This is a genomic window from Anoxybacillus sp. FSL W8-0382 (assembly GCF_038003845.1).
GTDB classification, from domain to species: domain Bacteria; phylum Bacillota; class Bacilli; order Bacillales; family Anoxybacillaceae; genus Anoxybacillus; species Anoxybacillus flavithermus_G.
In genome coordinates this window covers 1731050-1750750 of the sequence record NZ_JBBOPX010000001.1, presented here as the reverse complement: position 1 = coordinate 1750750, position 19701 = coordinate 1731050, and the positions used below count along the sequence as shown (strand labels likewise).

22 protein-coding genes and 2 pseudogenes are annotated in these 19701 nt (G+C 40.9%); 23 read left to right on the top strand and 1 reads right to left on the bottom strand.

Annotated features, from left to right (window positions below; translation table 11 throughout):
- Nucleotides 1-141: 141 nt before the first annotated feature.
- The 16 genes and pseudogenes from NSS60_RS09210 to NSS60_RS09135 all read left to right on the top strand — a co-directional run bounded on the left by NSS60_RS09210 (nucleotide 142) and on the right by NSS60_RS09135 (nucleotide 14380).
- A complete protein-coding gene (locus tag NSS60_RS09210) occupies nucleotides 142-369 on the top strand; it encodes a flagellar FlbD family protein (protein ID WP_004891058.1) in 228 nt (75 codons plus the stop codon).
- A 1-nt stretch (nucleotide 370) separates the two neighbouring features.
- Entirely contained in the window at nucleotides 371-784 is a 414-nt protein-coding gene (fliL, locus tag NSS60_RS09205) for a flagellar basal body-associated protein FliL (protein ID WP_004891056.1), read from the top strand.
- A gap of 31 nt (nucleotides 785-815) precedes the next feature.
- Nucleotides 816-1814: a flagellar motor switch protein FliM gene (fliM, locus tag NSS60_RS09200; RefSeq protein ID WP_064214582.1), complete on the top strand. Its 999-nt coding sequence runs from the start codon at nucleotides 816-818 to the stop codon at nucleotides 1812-1814.
- Nucleotides 1804-2955: a flagellar motor switch phosphatase FliY gene (gene fliY, locus NSS60_RS09195; RefSeq protein WP_064214583.1), complete on the top strand. Its 1152-nt coding sequence runs from the start codon at nucleotides 1804-1806 to the stop codon at nucleotides 2953-2955. The genes fliM and fliY overlap by 11 nt, the downstream gene beginning before the upstream one ends.
- 19 nt (nucleotides 2956-2974) lie before the next feature.
- A complete protein-coding gene (locus NSS60_RS09190; RefSeq protein ID WP_003394872.1) occupies nucleotides 2975-3334 on the top strand; it encodes a response regulator in 360 nt (119 codons plus the stop codon).
- 12 nt (nucleotides 3335-3346) lie between these two features.
- Nucleotides 3347-3973 carry a flagella biosynthesis regulatory protein FliZ gene (gene fliZ / locus NSS60_RS09185; protein ID WP_064214584.1) on the top strand — a complete coding sequence of 209 codons (627 nt, stop codon included), beginning with the start codon at nucleotides 3347-3349 and terminating at the stop codon, nucleotides 3971-3973.
- Nucleotides 3966-4631: a flagellar type III secretion system pore protein FliP gene (gene fliP / locus NSS60_RS09180; RefSeq protein WP_004891046.1), complete on the top strand. Its 666-nt coding sequence runs from the start codon at nucleotides 3966-3968 to the stop codon at nucleotides 4629-4631. Before fliZ ends, fliP begins: the two co-directional genes overlap by 8 nt.
- 14 nt (nucleotides 4632-4645) lie before the next feature.
- Nucleotides 4646-4915: a flagellar biosynthesis protein FliQ gene (gene fliQ, locus NSS60_RS09175; protein ID WP_035018732.1), complete on the top strand. Its 270-nt coding sequence runs from the start codon at nucleotides 4646-4648 to the stop codon at nucleotides 4913-4915.
- Nucleotides 4912-5691, top strand: coding sequence for a flagellar biosynthetic protein FliR (gene fliR / locus NSS60_RS09170; RefSeq protein WP_004891044.1), 780 nt, complete (start codon nucleotides 4912-4914; stop codon nucleotides 5689-5691). The genes fliQ and fliR overlap by 4 nt, the downstream gene beginning before the upstream one ends.
- Nucleotide 5692: 1 nt before the next feature.
- On the top strand, nucleotides 5693-6775 hold the full coding sequence (flhB, locus tag NSS60_RS09165) for a flagellar biosynthesis protein FlhB (protein WP_192952087.1): 1083 nt from the start codon (nucleotides 5693-5695) through the stop codon (nucleotides 6773-6775).
- A gap of 30 nt (nucleotides 6776-6805) precedes the next feature.
- Nucleotides 6806-8842 carry a flagellar biosynthesis protein FlhA gene (gene flhA, locus NSS60_RS09160; RefSeq protein WP_340720793.1) on the top strand — a complete coding sequence of 679 codons (2037 nt, stop codon included), beginning with the start codon at nucleotides 6806-6808 and terminating at the stop codon, nucleotides 8840-8842.
- A pseudogene (flhF, locus tag NSS60_RS09155) lies at nucleotides 8839-9944 on the top strand (flagellar biosynthesis protein FlhF). The gene flhA and the pseudogene flhF overlap by 4 nt, the downstream one beginning before the upstream one ends.
- Nucleotides 9941-10810 (top strand): MinD/ParA family protein, encoded by an 870-nt coding sequence (locus NSS60_RS09150; protein ID WP_064220596.1) that lies wholly within the window; start codon nucleotides 9941-9943, stop codon nucleotides 10808-10810. Before flhF ends, NSS60_RS09150 begins: the two are co-directional and overlap by 4 nt.
- 12 nt (nucleotides 10811-10822) lie before the next feature.
- Nucleotides 10823-11893, top strand: a complete 1071-nt coding sequence (locus NSS60_RS09145) for a protein-glutamate methylesterase/protein-glutamine glutaminase (RefSeq protein WP_064214589.1) — start codon at nucleotides 10823-10825, stop codon at nucleotides 11891-11893.
- Between the two features lie 14 nt (nucleotides 11894-11907).
- Nucleotides 11908-13929, top strand: a complete 2022-nt coding sequence (locus NSS60_RS09140) for a chemotaxis protein CheA (protein ID WP_064220595.1) — start codon at nucleotides 11908-11910, stop codon at nucleotides 13927-13929.
- Nucleotides 13930-13954: 25 nt separating this feature from the next.
- Nucleotides 13955-14380, top strand: a complete 426-nt coding sequence (locus tag NSS60_RS09135) for a chemotaxis protein CheW (protein ID WP_340720792.1) — start codon at nucleotides 13955-13957, stop codon at nucleotides 14378-14380.
- A gap of 130 nt (nucleotides 14381-14510) precedes the next feature.
- On the opposite strand, the gene NSS60_RS09130 is transcribed toward NSS60_RS09135, so the two are convergent.
- Nucleotides 14511-15626: an IS4 family transposase gene (locus NSS60_RS09130; RefSeq protein ID WP_032101754.1), complete on the bottom strand. Its 1116-nt coding sequence runs from the start codon at nucleotides 15624-15626 to the stop codon at nucleotides 14511-14513.
- A 178-nt stretch (nucleotides 15627-15804) separates the two neighbouring features.
- Between NSS60_RS09130 and NSS60_RS09125 the strand changes: the two are divergent.
- The 7 genes and pseudogenes from NSS60_RS09125 to rpsB all read left to right on the top strand — a co-directional run bounded on the left by NSS60_RS09125 (nucleotide 15805) and on the right by rpsB (nucleotide 19622).
- Nucleotides 15805-16441 (top strand): annotated as a pseudogene (locus tag NSS60_RS09125) (chemotaxis protein CheC).
- Complete coding sequence (locus NSS60_RS09120; protein WP_004891035.1) at nucleotides 16434-16934, top strand: chemotaxis protein CheD; 501 nt, start codon at nucleotides 16434-16436, stop codon at nucleotides 16932-16934. Before NSS60_RS09125 ends, NSS60_RS09120 begins: the two are co-directional and overlap by 8 nt.
- Entirely contained in the window at nucleotides 16934-17248 is a 315-nt protein-coding gene (locus NSS60_RS09115; protein ID WP_088223351.1) for a hypothetical protein, read from the top strand. Before NSS60_RS09120 ends, NSS60_RS09115 begins: the two co-directional genes overlap by 1 nt.
- A gap of 37 nt (nucleotides 17249-17285) precedes the next feature.
- On the top strand, nucleotides 17286-18014 hold the full coding sequence (locus NSS60_RS09110; protein WP_004891033.1) for a FliA/WhiG family RNA polymerase sigma factor: 729 nt from the start codon (nucleotides 17286-17288) through the stop codon (nucleotides 18012-18014).
- Between the two features lie 37 nt (nucleotides 18015-18051).
- Nucleotides 18052-18309, top strand: coding sequence for a hypothetical protein (locus NSS60_RS09105; RefSeq protein WP_004891032.1), 258 nt, complete (start codon nucleotides 18052-18054; stop codon nucleotides 18307-18309).
- 10 nt (nucleotides 18310-18319) lie between these two features.
- Entirely contained in the window at nucleotides 18320-18775 is a 456-nt protein-coding gene (locus tag NSS60_RS09100) for a hypothetical protein (RefSeq protein ID WP_004891030.1), read from the top strand.
- A gap of 139 nt (nucleotides 18776-18914) precedes the next feature.
- On the top strand, nucleotides 18915-19622 hold the full coding sequence (rpsB, locus tag NSS60_RS09095; protein ID WP_004891029.1) for a 30S ribosomal protein S2: 708 nt from the start codon (nucleotides 18915-18917) through the stop codon (nucleotides 19620-19622).
- The last annotated feature ends 79 nt before the right edge of the window (nucleotides 19623-19701 follow it).

Below are 19701 nucleotides of genomic sequence, written 5' to 3'. Positions count from 1 at the left end.
CCTACTTGATGAAGAATCGTCAACGTCGTTTTCCCTTATCGTATCAACGGTTTGCGACCATTGTAAAGATGTTTTGTCACGGATTCAGGGAAATAATAAGGGAGGGGAGGGCACTAGGCTCTGTCTAGTGCCCGCATACATATGATTACATTAACGCGGTTAAATGGAAAACAATTCACACTAAACGCGATATACATAGAGCAAGTTGAAGCGTTCCCAGACACGACCATTACGTTAACGAATGGCAAAAAGTTTGTCGTGCGGGAGTCTGTAGAAGATGTTATGTCATTAGTAGAAACGTTTTATCGTAACATTTCTGTTCTCGGATTAAGGAGAGAGGCGGAGGGATCCGACGTTGAAAGACAATAAAATGTTAAAAATGATGCTAATTATTATGGGAGTGATTACGCTTGTTAGCGTCGTTGCCCTTGTTGTCGTTATGAAATTTATGGGGAATGATGAACCGAAAGAGCCGTCGGTCGATGAAATTGTTGCAAGCTCGTTTGACGTGCCCGAAATGATGACGAATTTAATGGATGGAAGCTTTATTAAAATCGCGTTTAAAATTCAAACAGACAGCGAAAAGGCAAAAGAAGAAGCAGAAAAACGAGATTTTCAAATTAAAAGTATCATTATTGAAGAGCTGTCGGAAATGACGGCGGAGCAGTTTAAAGGAAAGCAAGGAAAACTTCTTTTAGAGAAAAAACTTCGCGAACGCATAAACGAGCTTATGCAAGAAGGAAAAGTTGAGAAAATTTATATAACCTCCTTTATTCTCCAGTAAACAAAATGAATAGGAGTAGGAGGTGAGAACAGTGTCAGGAGAAGTTTTATCACAAAGTGAAATTGATGCCTTGCTTGCAGCGTTATCTGCTGGAGAGATGGACGCGGATGAGCTGAAAAAAGAAGAAGCAGAGAAAAAAGTGAAAGTGTACGACTTTAAACGGGCGTTGCGGTTTTCTAAAGACCAGATTCGCAGTTTGACGCGCATCCATGAAAACTTTGCCCGATTGTTAACGACGTTTTTTTCCGCACAACTGCGTACGTATGTGCAAATTTCTGTCGTATCGGCCGATCAGTTGCCATACGAAGAATTTATTCGCTCTATTCCAAAAATGACGATTTTAACGGTGTTTGAAGTTCCTCCGTTGGATGGACGCGTGCTGTTAGAAGTCAACCCAAACATCGCCTATGCTATGCTTGACCGCGTATTGGGAGGCAGAGGTGTCAGCTTAAATAAAATTGAAAATTTAACCGAAATTGAAACAAAAATTATGTCGAATTTGTTTGAAAAAGCGTTTAGCAATTTGCGAGAAGCGTGGGAGTCCGTCGTAGATATTGACCCGATGCTGATAGATTTCGAAGTCAATCCACAATTTTTACAAATGGTATCACCAAATGAGACGGTTGTCGTTATTTCGTTAAATACACAAATTGGTGATACGAGCGGAATGATTAATATTTGTATTCCGCACGTTGTGTTAGAACCAATCATTCCGAAATTATCTGTTCATTACTGGATGCAAACGCAAAAAAAGGCTCGTGAACCTGAAGAAGTTGCGACGTTGCAAAAGCGATTAAAGCAAACGAAGGTGCCGATGATCGCAGAGCTCGGTACATCGACGATCTCCATTCAAGAATTTTTGCAACTCTCTGTTGGTGATGTCATTCAACTCGATCAAACGGTACGTGATCCACTCGTGATTAAAGTAGGAGACGTGCCGAAATTTATCGGTCAGCCAGGAAAAATGAATAAACGATTAGCCGTACAAATTTTGGATGTCATAAAGGGGGAAGACGGCGATGATGAGTGACGATATGTTATCTCAAGATGAGATTGATGCGTTGTTGCGAGGAATTGAAGAAGACCCGATGCCGTCTAGCACAATGTCGATTGATGAAGTGTTGACGCCGATTGAACAAGATGCGCTTGGTGAGATCGGGAATATTTCGTTTGGCAGTTCAGCGACAGCGTTATCGATGTTACTAAATCAAAAAGTTGAAATTACGACGCCGAACGTTTCGCTTATTGAGCGTGCGCGCATCGCTGAAGAGTTTCCGCATCCGTACGTTGCGATTCAAGTCAGCTATACCGAAGGGTTTTTAGGAACAAATTTACTTGTCATTAAACAATCTGACGCTGCGATTATCGCAGATTTAATGATGGGGGGAGATGGCACAAATCCACCCGATTTTATGGACGAAATTCAATTGAGTGCTGTACAGGAAGCGATGAACCAAATGATGGGTTCGGCTGCGACGTCGATGTCGACGATCTTTAGCAAAAAAGTTGATATTTCGCCACCAAGTTTACACTTACTTGATTTATCGGAAGGCGAAGGATTTGAATATTTACCGCCGGACGATGTATTTGTTAAAGTATCGTTCCGTTTAAAAGTAGGCAATTTAATTGATTCGAATATTATGCAACTGTTGCCAATTCATTTTGCGAAAGAATTAGTCGAAAATTTATTAAATCCGTCTAGTACAAAGACCGAAACATCAGCTACAATAAATACGAACGAGCCACATCAAACCGCGCCATCCGCACAGACGAAACTAGCGCCTTCATCGGCTCAACAAACGCAAAAAGAAGCTCCTCAACATTTTGGGACGGGAGCCGTGCAGCAGCCTGTCAACGTCCAGCCTGTTGCTTTTGCAAGTTTTGAACCAGCGCCATTGCCAGAAGCGGAATCACGCAATCTTGATATGTTGCTTGATATTCCGTTGCAAGTGACGGTGGAACTCGGGCGAACGAAGCGCTCTGTGCAAGATATTTTAAGTTTATCATCAGGCTCCATCATTGAACTTGATAAGCTGGCTGGTGAACCGGTTGACATTTTAGTTAATAACAAATTGATCGCGAAAGGTGAAGTTGTCGTCATCGATGAAAATTTCGGCGTGCGTGTGACGAGTATTATTAGCCAAAGCGATCGGTTAAACAAATTACGATAATTCGGGAGGTTTTTGGAGAATGGCGAGAATTTTAATTGTTGATGATGCAGCATTTATGAGAATGATGATTAAAGATATTTTAACGAAAAATGGGCACGAAGTCGTCGCGGAAGCAGCTGATGGGGCGCAAGCGGTCGAAAAATATAAAGAGTTTCGCCCAGACTTAGTCACAATGGACATTACGATGCCAGAGATGGATGGCATTACGGCGCTGAAAGAAATTAAAAAAATTGACAGCAACGCCAAAGTCATTATGTGTTCAGCCATGGGGCAACAAGCGATGGTTATTGATGCGATTCAAGCAGGAGCAAAAGATTTTATTGTCAAACCGTTCCAAGCAGATCGCGTCATTGAAGCGATTAATAAAACGCTCGGTTAGAGGTGGAATTCATTGCGCTATATTCGCATCATCATGTTGTGCGCATTCGTTGTTCTGCAAGCAGTTTCCCCTGCTTTTGCAGAACAAGCGAACAGCGTAAAAGAATGTGTAGAACATCCAGAAAAGTGTAAAGAACAACAAACAAATGAGGCAACTCAAACGGCAACAGTTTCAGAATCGACTCCGATTACCGTTTGGGATTTCGTTAAACTGATTGGTGCAACTGCTTTTGTTATATTTTTGTTATATGCGCTTTTAAAATGGTTAAATAAACAAAACCGATTTTATGAGCGAAAAGGGCTCATTCAACATTTAGGCGGGGCAAGTTTAGGAACGAATCGAACGATTCAAATTGTAAAAGTCGGTCGGCGTGTGTTAGTTGTTGGTGTAGGAGAATCGATTCACTTATTAAAAGAAATTACCGATGAACAAGAAATTGAAGAACTGCTTAAGCAACATGAAGCGCGCCTCGATTCATTGCTTGATACAAACGTATGGAAATCATTGCAATCGCTTTTACAGCAAAAAACGAACGAGCCTCGTTTTCGCCAATTGTTCGATCGAGAGTTACAACAGTTGGTTGAGAAGCGAAAACAAGCGATGAGAGCGCTGGAAAAAGAAAGGGATTCACATGAATGAAGTGATGCAATTTTTTAACAATAGCGCGCCCGAAAACGTAGCGACATCTGTGAAGCTGTTATTGTTGCTGACGGTCTTATCGATTGCGCCAGGCATTTTAATTATGGTGACGTCGTTTACGCGCATCGTGATCGTCTTATCGTTTGTCAGAACAGCGCTCGGCACGCAACAAATGCCGCCGAACCAAGTCATTATCGGGCTATCTTTATTTTTAACATTTTTTATTATGGCACCGACGTTTCAACAAATTAACCGCGATGCCTTGCAGCCGCTGTTTGATGAAAAAATTAATTTAGAGCAAGCATATGAACGAGCCGAAGCACCATTAAAAGAGTTCATGAGCAAACATACGCGACAAAAAGATTTAGCTTTATTTTTAAGCTACGCAGGGGCTGAACAGCCAAAAACAGTACAAGATATTCCGATATCAGCGCTCGTCCCTGCTTTTGCGATTAGCGAATTAAAAACAGCGTTTCAAATCGGCTTCATGCTATTCATTCCGTTTTTAGTTATTGATATGATTGTGGCAAGCGTATTAATGTCGATGGGAATGATGATGTTACCGCCGGTCATGATTTCGTTACCGTTTAAAATTTTACTGTTTGTTCTTGTGGATGGTTGGTATTTAGTTGTGAAATCATTATTAGAAAGCTTTTAAAGTAGGTGGGAAAAATGAGTCCCGATTTTGTCATTCAAGTTGCGGAACGCGGTGTGTACATGGTGCTTGTCGTATGCGGACCGCTCATGTTGCTTGCGCTTGCGGTCGGACTATTGATTAGCATTTTGCAAGCGACGACGCAAATTCAAGAACAAACGTTAGCGTTTGTTCCTAAAATTGTTGCCGTGTTACTCGGTCTCGTTTTTTTCGGACCGTGGATGCTTTCGCGCATGGTGTCATATGCATACAATATTTTTAGCAACTTAAGTAAATTTGTAGGATGAAGCGTATGGAGCTATACACGTATGTACCAACTTTTTTACTTATTTTTGCGCGCGTCGCTTCATTCTTTGTGACGATGCCGCTTTTCTCATATCGAAACGTGCCAAACGTTCATAAAATCGGTTTTGCCTTTTTTATTAGTTGGCTCATGTTTTTTTCGCTTGATCCAAAGCCATTGGATATTGACGGGACGTATATGATGTTGTTAATCAAAGAAGTGCTTGTCGGGTTATTGATTGGGCTTGTTGCATTTATCATTATGTCGGCTATTCAAATTGCGGGCGGATTCATCGATTTTCAAATGGGGTTTGCGATTGCAAACGTCATTGACCCACAAACAGGTGCCCAAAGCCCGCTAATGGGACAATATTTATACACGATCGCTTTGTTTTTTTTACTCGCCGTCAATGGACATCATATGTTGTTAGACGGTATTTTTTATAGCTATCAATTCATTCCGCTCGATCATCTCGTTTCGTTTGGAAATGAACAAATCGCAGAACAAGTTGTTCGTTTATTTCAAGCGATGTTCGTCATTGCTTTACAAATGGCTATTCCGATTGTTGGATGTTTGTTTTTAGTCGATGTAGCACTTGGTATTGTCGCGCGAACTGTCCCACAGATGAACATTTTTGTGATCGGTCTTCCCGTAAAAATTATCGTTAGTTTTGTGCTGTTTGTTATCGTATTTTCAAGTATGTTTGCCGTCACAAAGCAATTGTTTGAATTCGCTTTTATATCGATGCGCGGCATGATGAAATTGTTAGGAGGGGCGTAGCGTGAGCTGGTTGTCGGTCGATCTGCAGTTTTTTGCAGGAGAAAAAACAGAAAAAGCGACGCCAAGAAAACGGCAAGAAGTTCGTAAAAAGGGACAAGTAGCAAAAAGTGCAGATGTAACAGCTGCCTTTTTAATGCTTATCGTTTTTCTCGTCCTCTCTTTTTCTTCCGGTATGTGGGGAGATGCAATCGTTCGATTATTTCGCCAATCGTTTCAACATTATTTTTTTATGGATGTGACGATCGATTCTGTACAGCTCATTTTCGTTGATCTCCTACAGCAACTTGCATTGCTCGTTGGACCTATTTTTTTAGCGGCAATTGCGGCGGCGTTATTTGCTAATTTTGTGCAAGTCGGTTTTTTATTCACAACGGAACCGCTGCAAATGAAGTTAAGTAAACTTGACCCGATTCAAGGGTTTAAGCGCATCTTTTCGCTCCGCGCCCTTGTAGAATTGCTCAAATCGATTTTAAAAGTATTGTTTGTTGGTGTTGTCACATTTTCTGTTTTATGGTTGCACATCGATGATATTTTATCGTTGTCGCATAAATCGATTGGGGCAATTGCCGCGACGCTTGGACGTTTAACGATTCAAATGGGGATTGTTGCTTCTGTCGCTTTACTATTTCTTTCGCTGTTCGATTATTTATATCAACGGTATGATTTTGAAAAAAATATTCGTATGTCAAAGCAAGATATTAAAGACGAATACAAAAAGACAGAAGGAGACCCGTTAATTAAATCACGCATTAAGCAAAAGCAACGAGAAATGGCGATGCGCCGCATGATGCAAGAAGTGCCGAAAGCAGATGTCGTCATTACAAACCCGACGCATTTTGCTGTGGCGTTAAAGTACGATGAACAGCAAGCAGACGCTCCGATCGTTGTCGCGAAAGGAGCAGATTATATGGCACAAAAAATAAAAGATATCGCGAAAAAAAATGACGTCATGATCGTTGAAAATCGGCCGCTTGCTCGCGCACTATACGATCAAACAGATGTCGGGATGGTCATTCCAGAAGCTTTTTTCAAAGCAGTAGCAGAAATTTTAGCGTACGTTTACAAAACGAAAAATAAACTTTAATTTTATGTATGCGAACAGGAGAGAACGTTTATGTCGGCAAGGGACTTATCTGTATTAATTATGGTTGTATTAATTGTAGCGATGCTCATCATTCCTCTACCATCATGGTTGCTTAGTGTCCTCATTATCATGAACATTTCTGTTGCGTTGCTCGTTCTCTTAACATCGATGAATATGCGCGAACCGCTCCAATTTTCGATCTTCCCTTCGCTCCTCCTTTTGCTTACCTTATTCCGTCTCGGTTTAAACGTTTCAACGACTCGCTCGATTTTAAGCAAAGGAGAAGCGGGAGGGGTTGTTGAAACGTTTGGAACGTTTGTCATTGGTGGTAATGTTGTTGTCGGTTTCGTCGTCTTTTTAATTTTAGTTATTATCCAATTCGTTGTTATCACAAAAGGGGCAGAGCGCGTATCAGAGGTGGCTGCACGTTTTACGCTTGATGCGATGCCGGGAAAACAAATGAGCATCGATGCCGATTTAAATGCTGGCATCATTTCCGAACAACAAGCGAGAGAGCGACGCGAAAAAATTGCTCAAGAAGCGGATTTTTATGGAGCGATGGACGGAGCAAGTAAATTCGTGAAAGGTGATGCCATCGCAGGAATTATCATCGTATTAATTAATATGTTATTTGGCATGGTCATTGGGATTGTACAACAAGGTATGGATATAGGTGAAGCAGCGAAACGATATACGTTGTTAACGGTTGGTGATGGGATTGTGAGCCAAATTCCTGCATTATTAATTTCAACTGCAACAGGAATTGTTGTTACGCGCGCCGCTTCGGATGATAACTTAGGCGCCGATATTATGCAGCAATTGTTTGCGTACCCAAAAATGTTATACGTGACAGCAGGGACGATTTTTTTACTTGGGCTATTTACCCCAATTAATGATTTGTTAACAATTCCGATCGCTTCGTTGCTCGCTTTTGGGGCATACCAATTTACAAAACAAGCCGATGCGCCTGAATCAACAACAGAAGAGACTGAAGAAGAAATCGAAATGGATCAAATGAAAAGTCCAGAAAGTGTTGTCAGTTTGCTTAGCGTTGATCCGATTGAGTTTGAATTTGGATACGGATTAATACCGCTTGCTGATGCGAATCAAGGTGGAGACTTACTAGACCGCATCGTCATGATTCGTCGACAACTCGCTTTAGAGCTCGGTATCGTTATTCCTGTTGTCCGCATTCGCGATAACATTCAGCTGCAGCCAAATGAGTACCGATTAAAAATTAAAGGAAATGAAGTGGCGCGTGGCGAGTTGTTACTTGATCATTATTTAGCGATGAGCCCTGGCATTGATGACGATGCCATTGAGGGAATTGATACAGTAGAGCCAGCGTTCGGATTACCAGCGAAATGGATTTCTGAAGAAATGAAAGAACGAGCTGAAATGTTTGGCTATACGGTCGTTGATCCACCATCTGTCGTATCTACGCATATTACTGAGCTGTTGAAGGCGCACGCACATGAATTGCTCGGTCGTCAAGAAACGAAACAGTTAATCGACCATGTGAAAGAGTCGTATCCGATTTTAGTGGAAGAAGTGACGCCAAATCCGTTATCCGTTGGCGATATTCAAAAAGTGCTTGCGAACTTATTACGTGAAAAAGTATCGATTCGCAATTTGCCGGTTATTTTTGAAACGCTTGCGGATTTTGGACGAATGACGACAGATCCAGATCTTTTAACAGAATATGTTTGTCAAGCGCTTGCCCGTCAAATTACGAGCCAATACGTTGTTGAAGGACAGCCATTACGGGTAATTACATTATCAGGAAAAGTAGAGAAAATGATTGCCGAAGGTGTGCAACAAACGGAACATGGCAATTACTTAGCGCTTGATCCGGTCGTCTCGCAAGCGATCGTTGAAGCAATTGCGATGCAAATTGAACAATTTCCGTTTCAAGATCAAACGCCAATTTTACTTTGTTCACCGGCTGTGCGCATGTATGTGAGACAATTGACTGAACGATATTTCCGTCACGTTCCAGTATTGTCGTATAATGAACTTGAAGCAAATGTGGAAGTTCAAAGTGTTGGGGTGGTGAATGTGGAATGAAGGTAAAAAAGTTTGTCGCTTCGTCTATGCCAGAAGCGATGAAAATGATTCGAGCGGAACTTGGCAATGACGCCGTCATTTTAAATTCGAAAGTTGTGCAAAAAAAGGTTTTCTTGGGTTATTTTCCAGAAAAAATATTGAAGTGATTGCTGCTGTTGATCCAAAACCAGCCACTCCGCCCGTTCAAAAAATAAAAGAAAAACAAAAAGAGCGCACAGAATCGATGCGTGATGAACAGTTATTAAAGGAAATCCATGAATTAAAAGCAACGATTCGTCAATTATCGCAAGGAGGAGGAGTTGAGCATTATCCTACTCCATTAAAAGCAATCGATGCGCATTTAATCGACCAAGAAATAAGCGACGATGTGCGAGCGATGCTGATGTCCACGTTGTTGCAGCGTTGGTATACGTCGGAAAAAAATGCCACATATGACGAGGTGAAGCAATGGCTTCATGAAGAAATCGTTCGTGCATTATCTTCGCTTTCGTTTGGGGGAATTTCGTTTCAAAAAAAATTTATTAACGTTGTTGGACCAACGGGGGTTGGCAAAACGACGACGCTTGCGAAAATGGCCGCTGATTGCGTCATTAAACATCGGAAAAAAGTTGCATTTATTACGACAGATACGTATCGCATTGCCGCCATTGATCAGTTGAAAACATACGCAAAAATTTTAAACGTTCCTCTTGAAGTATGTTACAATCTCGACGATTTTCGTAAAGCGAAAGAGAAGCTAGCATCGTATGACATTGTATTTATTGATACGGCAGGACGAAATTTTCGCAACGCTCAATATGTAAATGATTTAAAAGAAATGATCGACTTTAATGAGGAAATGGAAACGTTTCTTGTGTTATCACTCACAGCAAAATGGAGAGATATGAAAGACATTTATACACAGTTTTCACTCATTCCGATTCATAAATTTATTTTTACGAAAGTAGATGAAACAAGCCGACATGGTGCGATGTTAAATATGATGATTCAATGCCGTATCGGCGCAGCGTACATGACGCACGGACAAAACGTGCCCGATGATATTGTTGAAGCCACTCCACAGCTTGTTGCAAATATGGTTAACGGGGTTGAGCTACGATGATGAGAGATCAAGCGGAAAGCTTACGTTTACGCGTGAAAAAAATGCAGCACGGAACAGAAACGAAAACGATTGCTGTATTAAGCGGCAAAGGCGGAGTTGGAAAATCGAACGTTTCGTTAAACTTTTCATTGGCGTTACGCCAACGCGAAAAACATGTATTGCTGTTTGATATGGATATTGGTATGGGGAATATCGATATTTTACTTGGACAATCGTCATCTTATACAATGATCGATATTTTTCGTCCAAACGTTACCATTCATGATACTATAAAGACAGGACCTGAACAGTTATCGTTTATTGCTGGCGGAACAGGGTTCACAGAAATTTTTCATATGGACGAACAAAAAGTCGAGTATTTTATTGAACAATTGCAACTCGTTTCCGAGCAATACGATTATCTTATTTTCGATATGGGAGCAGGGATGTCCGAAGATCATCTGCAGCTGCTCAAAGCGGTTGATGATATTTTTATCATAACAACTCCGGAACCGACCGCTTTGACAGATGCATATGCAACGGTGAAATACATTCACTTAGCAGATCCGCAACTCCCGATTTATGTGTTAGTCAATCGCGCACGTTCGGATAAAGAAGGAGTAGAGACACTCCAGCGTTTAAAACAAGTGGCAAAACGTTTTTTAGGAAAAGAATTACACGCATTAGGATATGTACCTGAAGACCGAACGGTAAGTAACGCTGTCATTCGTCAAACGCCTTTCCTTTTATTTGATCCGAGTGCAAAAGCAAGCAAGGCGCTTATGCGAATGACTGATCGCTACTTAGCGAACGGGGAACACGAGGAGCAAACGAAACGTCCGTTTCACTTTTTTGCAAAGCTTCGCCAATACTTTTTGGAAAGGTAGGTTATCATCGCTATGAATAAGGTGAAAGTGCTCGTCGTTGATGACTCTGCTTTTATGCGAAAATTAATTAGCGATTTTTTGTCAGAACATCCGCGTTTGCACGTCGTAGGTACAGCGCGCGACGGACAAGAAGCGTTGCAAAAAATTGAGCAACTCAATCCGGATGTCGTGACGTTAGATGTTGAGATGCCTGTCATGAACGGGCTTGAGACGTTAAAGCATATTATGCAAAAAAAGCCACTTCCTGTCGTCATGATTTCAAGTACGACGACAGAAGGAGCGGAAAATACAATTTTAGCGTTGCAATACGGGGCGGTTGACTTTATTGCGAAGCCTTCAGGAACCATCTCACTAGATTTATATAAAATTAGAGATAAGATGATCGAAAAAGTGCTCTTAGCAAGCGAAGCGAATTTGCGAACAGTGAAAATAAAGCAAAAAATGTCTATGTTGCCACAAAAGCAATATAGTAAAATAGGAGTAAGCGAACGGAACAACGCAATCGGAAAGAAAAAAATTATCGCCATCGGCACATCAACAGGAGGACCACGCGCGCTTCAACACGTATTAACGAAATTTCCAGCGACCATTGACGCGCCGATTTTAATCGTCCAACATATGCCGAAAGGGTTTACAAAATCGTTAGCGACAAGACTTGATTCGTTGTGCAACATTCGTGTCAAAGAAGCAGAAGATGGAGAAGTGATTCAAAAAGGGATAGCATATATCGCCCCAGGTGGGAATCATTTATATGTGAAACGCGTAGGCACATCGTTAGCCATTCATTTAGATGAAGCAGCGCCGCGCAATGGGCATCGACCTTCTGTGGACGTGATGTTTGAATCGTTAAGCGCTTTAACAGATTACGAAAAAGTAGCTGTCATTATGACAGGCATGGGGTCAGACGGTACGGCAGGATTAAAACAGTTAAAGGCATCTGGCAACACGTTTGTCGTTGCAGAATCTGCCGAATCTTCCGTTGTGTTTGGTATGCCTAAGTCAGCCATTGCTGCAAACGTTGTTGATGAAATCGTTCACGTTGACGATATTGCTGAAGCGGTAATGAGACACGTACAAGTTTGAGGGGGATAGGAACAATGGACATGAGTCAATACCTCGAAGTGTTTATTGATGAAAGTAAAGAGCATTTACAAACGATTAACGAGCAACTGCTAGAACTTGAAAAAAACCCAGACGATGTGGCGATCGTTAATGAAATTTTCCGCTCTGCCCATACGCTAAAAGGAATGTCAGCAACGATGGGATTTGAGGACTTAGCAAATTTAACGCATCAAATGGAAAATGTACTTGATGCCATTCGCAATGAGAAAATTTCGGTCACACCTGAACTGCTTGATGTCATTTTTCGCGCTGTCGATGATTTAGAAGCGATGGTTGTCTCTATTTCAGAAGGTGGAGACGGAAAGCGTGACGTCACCGAAGTCGTTGCGCAGTTAAAGCAAATTGAAAAAGGGGATGTTGTTGCAGTCCCTCAAAAAAGCAACTCAACGTATGAACAAACGTATGAACAAACGTATGATGAATTTGAATATACCATTTTAAAGCAGTCCGCTGAACAAGGGTTCCACAGTTATGAAGCCACGATCAAACTACGTTCTGACTGTCTATTAAAAGCTGCTCGTGTATTTATGATTTTTGAAGTGATTGAACAAATTGGAGAAGTGATTAAATCTGTTCCGACCGTTGAAATGTTAGAGGCCGAACAGTTCGACGATCAATTTGTCGTGACCGTCGTGACAAAAGTGTCACAAGATGAATTACAAAAGCGCATTATGAAAGTGTCGGAAGTGGAGCAAGTTATCGTTCAACGAGTGAACTTACATCGATCTACAGAAGAAGAAAAAACGACGGAAACAAAACACGAACAAAAAGAAGAACAGCAAGCAGTAGAGCAAGCGGTTGAGAAAAAACAAGAAGCACAAGAAGAAAAAGCAACTGGAAAACAAGTAAGCAACAAGACGATTCGCGTCAACATTGAACGTTTAGACGTACTAATGAACTTGTTTGAAGAGCTTGTTATCGATCGCGGACGATTGGAGCAAATTTCGCGCGAACTGAACAATCCAGAATTACACGAAACGGTTGAACGGATGTCACGCATTTCCGGAGACTTGCAAAACATTATTTTAAATATGCGCATGGTGCCCGTTGAAACGGTATTTAACCGCTTTCCGCGCATGGTTCGTCAATTAGCTCGCGATTTAGGAAAGAAAATTAACCTTGAAATTATCGGTGCTGAAACAGAACTCGATCGTACGGTGATTGATGAAATTGGCGATCCGCTCGTTCATTTATTGCGCAACGCCATCGATCACGGCATAGAAACGCCAGATGTACGTCGCGCAAAAGGAAAACCGGAAGAGGGAACAGTCAAATTAAAAGCATATCATAGTGGCAATCATGTATTTATTGAAATTGAAGACGACGGTGCAGGCATTAGTCGCGAAAAAGTGCTGAAAAAAGCCATTAGTAAAGGCATTATTTCTGAACAAAATGCGGCGAACTTAACGGATAAACAAGTATATGAGCTTATTTTTGCTTCAGGTTTTTCTACAGCGGATAAAGTATCCGATATTTCAGGCCGTGGTGTCGGATTAGACGTTGTAAAAAGTACAATTGAGTCGCTAGGTGGATCCGTGTCGATTGATTCAGAGGAAGGAGTCGGCTCGATCTTTTCGATTCAACTACCGCTTACACTATCCATTATTTCTGTTATGCTCGTTGAAATTCAACATGAAAAATATGCGATTCCGTTGTCATCGATTATCGAGACGGCCATCGTGAAAAAAGAAGACATTTTACATGCCCATAACCAAAAAGTCATTGATTTCCGTGGCAAAGTTGTTCCGCTTTTATTTTTGAAAGATATTTTTGAAGTACCTGTTGTGAAGGGAGACGACGATTTCTTGTCCGTTGTTATTGTGCGGAAAGGTGAAAAAATGGCTGGACTTGTCGTTGACTCGTTTATCGGTCAACAAGAAGTGGTGTTAAAATCGCTTGGCAACTACTTAACATCTGTGTTTGCCATTTCTGGCGCGACCATTTTAGGAGATGGACAAGTGGCGCTCATTGTTGATTGCAACGCGCTAATTAAGTAGGGACAAGCGAGAGGGGGAATTTGATGTGGCTGAGCTGAAAGTAATTGTGTTTCAATTAAAAGACGAAGAATATGCGATTCCAGTGCAACAAGTGCGCTCCATCGAAAAAATTCAACATATTACACGCGTTCCTCGCGTGCCGAAATATGTGAAAGGTGTCATCAATTTACGTGGGGTCGTTACACCAATTATTGATTTACGCATGCGTTTCGGATTAGAAGAAGCGCAATTTTCCGATCATACGCGCGTCATTATCGTCGCGCTTGACGACATTGAAGTCGGCTTAATTGTTGATGCAGCAAACGATGTAATAGATATTTCGACAGAAGCGATTGAACCGCCACCGGAAGTAGTTGATGCAACAACAGCGGACTATATTAATGGTGTTGTAAAAATCGGAAAACGTCTATTCATTTTATTAAACTTAGAAAAAGTCATTAGCATTGCATAAATATAGTTAGAATTTTCTGTTAATTATTTTTTGTGAATTTGTGCCAAAAAGATAAAACCTAAAGAAAGGTGGTACTGCCCATTTGGTAAATATATACAGTTAAATCAGAGTGACAACGACAAAAGGGAGATTATGGACTGGCTCGCCCATCAAATTTTCGCAACCAAACATAAGCTGGTTTCCACAGAGCTCTCTTTAACCAACGAGTAATTCGAAGTAGGGATTTCTTACTTTTCATCTCCAATTGAATGAGAACATGTAAGCAATACGTGATAAGGGCTAAGAAAATTTGATTTTGAATAGCTGTTTCACTCATTCCATAAAAGTGCTTAATTTCTACGTGTTGCTTAAGCCATTTGAAAAAGAGTTCAATAGCCCAGCGAGATCGGTAAATACCACTTATCTCTTCTGCTTTTAAATCAAATCGGTTGGTAATTAAACGAAGTAAGTTCCCTTTTGTGTCCATAACTTCTAGTAGACGATAGACATTTTCAGTACGATTTTGTGTGGTACCAATATAGACCATTTTATCGGATAGAACGTGACAATCATCAGGAAGTGAAAATGTATAGACTTCACGAATGACTGCGTTTTTCTTCAGTCTTGAAACGAAGAAATAGCCATCATCTGTCATCCGGTCAAAACGTTCATAGTCCACATAACCGCGGTCAAACACATACATGGCTTCTTTATCATCCACTAGGACTTCGAGTTGATTTCGGTCATGTTCTTTTGCTGTCGTAATCACTGCTTTTTCAGGATAGACGGTGTCTTTATCCATGAAAACGAGCCGTAAGTGTAGCTTTACACCAGCTTTTGTTTTACGGAATTTTGCCCATTTATAATTGGTCAAATTCAACGGGAGTGTACTCGAATCAATGATTTTCAGTGGCATATTCTTTCCGTTTTTATAATGGTACCGTTGAATTTTCCAAACAAGATCCAAGAACAAATTTGCAAGAATTAGTGGGTTGATCTGATTGTTTTTTCGGGATAGCTGAGAGGCACTTATCGATTCAAATCCGAGTGCTTTTTGAAGATCTTCGTCTACAAGTGCATCACTCATTTCCTCTAAGCTCTTAAATTCGAGCAGTTGGGCTACCAATAAAAATTTAATATAGGCTTCTGTTGTCAGCTTTTTTGTGTAATAGTCCTGTTTCAATTCTTTGACTTGTTCGCTAAGTTTTTGAATATTTATGGGTGAAACCCATTTACCAAATGATGAAATTAGTGTATTCTTGTCCATAACAGTTATCCTTTACGATTGGATTTGGACAGGAACCACCTGTACTTCCATTGTAAAGGATTTTTTTGTTTCGAAATCAATAAAAAATTGAACATTCTTAGTATTTTGAATCATCAGATTTAATTACTGCAATGCTAGTGAGAAAAAGTATTAAAAACAAAGAAAGGATAAATCGTCCATGTCATATTTTGAACAGATGGATGACGTCCATATGGACATACTAAAAGAAATTGGAAATATTGGTGCGGGTCACGCAGCAACAGCGTTATCAAAGCTGTTAAATAAAAGAATTGAAATGACGATTCCGGATGTGCGCATCATTTCATTTGATGAAATGATGGACATTGTCGGAGGAGCTGAAAATGTCGTTGCTGCTGTTTTTTTTGCGCATTGAAGGGGATGCGCCTGGCAATATGTTTTTTGTATTATCGATCGAGCAAGCAGAACGATTTATCCAACAAATGATTGGTGACGAACAATTTAAATTAGAACAAGATTGTTCGGAATTATCGTTGTCCGCATTGCAAGAGCTTGGCAACATTTTAGCAGGCTCGTATTTATCGTCTTTATCAGATTTCACGCATTTAAAATTATATCCATCTGTTCCTGAGCTCAGCATTGATATGATCGGGGCGATTTTAAGCTACGGCTTAATCGAAATGTCGCGCGTCGGTGATCATGTTATTGTTATTGATACGGCTATTCATGAAGAACATCAATCGAATGATCGTGTAAGTGGCCACTTTTTCTTGCTTCCTGACCCCGAATCATTTCGTATCATCTTTCGGGCTTTAGGTGTGGGCGATGATGAGTGAAATTGACCAAGTAGTGAAAGTCGGCATTGCTGATATGAACGTTGTAAAGGCACCGCATGTCATTCGCACATGCGGACTCGGCTCGTGCGTTGGTGTTGTTGTATATGATTTAGTGAAAGAAGTGGCTGGCATGGCGCACGTCATGTTACCTGATTCATCGTTAGCAAAATCTGACCAAATGAATGTAGCCAAATATGCCGACACCGCGATTGAAGAGTTAGTGCGGCGCGTCATCGGGGCAGGAGGACGAAACGGTCATTTAAAAGCGAAAATGGCTGGTGGTGCACAAATGTTTCAATTTCGTACAGGAACGACAGATATGATGCGCATTGGGCCGCGCAACGTTGATGCTGTTCGCGAGCAGCTTCAGCGGTTTCGCATCCCGATCGTTGCTGAAGATGTTGGAGGGAGTAGTGGACGGACGATTGAATTTCATCCGAAAACAGGCATGTTGCTCATTCGAACAGTAAATCAAGGGGTACGGGAAATTTAATGGCTGGTACATGGAAATTTAACGTTATTTTTGCTTTATTCAGCTGTATAATCGCCTTGTTTTCCTCATTATTGCAAAATAGCATATGGACGTCTACTATACGTGCGTTGATTGCATTTGTTGTTTTCTTTATTTTTGCTTTTATCATTCGTTGGATGATCGCATTTATTCAAAAAGATACATCAACGTCAAATGTCTCTTTCACACAATCAGACGATGTACATGTCGAACAAATGATAGAGAACCTAAACGAAGAAGAGCAGGAAAAAGTAGCAGAATATATTCGTCAATTATTAAACCGCGACGAAAAATAATTCAGCTTTTGAAACGTAGCTTAGGGGGGATGATATATTGTGCTGGCAAAAGTGGATAGACGTACGAGATCGTGAAGCGGGCGACCAACTCATTGAAAGATATATGCCGCTTGTCGATTATCACGTACAACGTATTGCCTCATCCCTTCCGAAAAGCGTAAAAAAAGAAGATTTGAAAAGCTTAGCTTTATTCGGATTATACGATGCGCTAGAAAAATTCGATCCTTCACGTGATTTGAAATTCGACACGTATGCTTCATTTCGTATTCGCGGGGCCATTTTAGATGGATTGCGCAAAGAAGATTGGCTTCCGCGTAGCGTGCGGGAAAAAGCAAAAAAAATTGAAGCGACGATTGAACAGTTGCAACAAACATATATGCGTGATGTAAGTGCAAAAGAAGTTGCTCATGCATTAAACATGTCAGAAGATGAAGTATATGCTGTCATGAGTGAACAGTTTTTCGCCAATGTTTTATCGCTTGATGAGCGTCCGTTTGACGATGATGACCAACCATCGTTTACCATTCGCGATGATCAATCGCCGTCGCCAGAAGAACACGTTTTGCGTGAAGAACGAATTGCCCAATTAGCGAACGTCATTCAACAATTAAATGAAAAAGAGCAGCTCGTCATTAGTTTATTTTACAAAGAGGAACTGACGTTTACAGAAATCGGTCATATTATGGGGTTGTCAACGTCACGAATTTCCCAAATTCATGCAAAAGCGTTGTTTAAAATGCGCAAACTGATTGAGCAAGCGATATGACAGTCCTTCATCAATCTTTATGAAGGAAGTGAAACCGATGAGTTTAAAGTTAATCGAGTTACAAGTAGCGTTACCGAAAACGCATGAGCTCGGAAAATGGCAAGAACATATGCAACAGTACGGACAGCTTGCTCAACAACAGCTTGCAGCAGAAATGAAAAAACAAGATGAGCGCATTCGGCAACAAGTGACGAAAGCTGAACAAAGCGAGCGTGCTAAATGGAAAAAACAATCTGAGCAAAAAGAAAAAAGCAAACATCCTTACAAAGGAACGCATATTGATTTTATCGGATAAGAGGGATGATATGACGACGTTTTTATGGTTTGCTAGCTTCGTTTTGCACGGTATTTCGCTCTTTCTTATTATTCTTTTGTCTTTAAAATGGGTAAAAATTAAAGAGACGGAAAGAGAGCAAGCGGAGCTTATTCGTGAGATGGAAACGATGATGACAACGTATTTAATGCAATTTAAAGAGGAAAATGAGCGCTTTGTTAAACAAATCACATCATCGGCTGTTCGTCAAAAGAAAAGAGAAACTCCGCCTTCGCTTCGAGAAGAACAACCGTCGCTTCCGATTGACGACGTTGTCGACCGCATCGAGTTATCAACAACTACACCAAAGGGAGAGCAATCGCTCGACTCGCTCGTTTCGGAAGCATTAAAACTGCAACAACAAGGAAAAACGATCGACGAAATAGCGAAAGCGTTAAAACGTGGCAAGACAGAAATGGAGCTTTTGCTTAAATTTCACCAAAAGTAGTTGAATGTGTTTTTTAATTGTGATATAGTTCTATTTGGTGTGAATACACACGCTCATCGATTTAAGCAACGGTGCTGCTTTGCAGTCTTGCTTAAAAATGACATGAGCGGAGGAAAAAAACCGTGTAGGAGGATGAAAAATGTCTGTTATTTCAATGAAGCAGTTGCTTGAAGCAGGGGTTCACTTCGGGCATCAAACACGTCGTTGGAACCCAAAAATGAAAAAGTATATTTTCACTGAGCGCAATGGTATTTATATCATTGACTTGCAAAAAACAGTGAAAAAAGTAGAAGAAGCGTATAACTTCGTCAAAGAACTTGCGGCAAACGGCGGCAAAATTTTATTCGTTGGTACGAAAAAACAAGCGCAAGATTCTGTGAAAGAAGAAGCAGAACGTTCTGGCATGTTTTACGTGAACCAACGTTGGTTAGGTGGAACGTTAACAAACTTTGCAACAATTCAAAAGCGTATTAAACGCTTAAAAGAAATCGAAAGAATGGCTGAAGATGGCACATTCGATGTATTGCCTAAAAAAGAAGTGGTAAAACTAAAGAAAGAGTTAGAGCGTCTTGAAAAGTTTTTAGGCGGTATTAAAGAAATGAAAGAGTTGCCAGATGCGTTGTTTGTTATCGACCCACGCAAAGAGCGCATTGCCGTTGCGGAAGCTCGTAAATTAAACATTCCGATCATCGGAATCGTGGATACAAACTGTGATCCAGACGAAATCGACTACGTCATTCCTGCAAACGACGATGCGATTCGTGCTGTGAAACTTCTTACTTCTAAAATTGCTGATGCGATTTTAGAAGCAAAGCAAGGCGAAGAAGCTGTTGTCACAGCTGAGTAAGCATGCGAAAGGTGATAAGAGGGGGAGCCTTTTATCACCTTTTTTTAAGAAAGTTGGGCATACTAAGCCGGCGAACCGT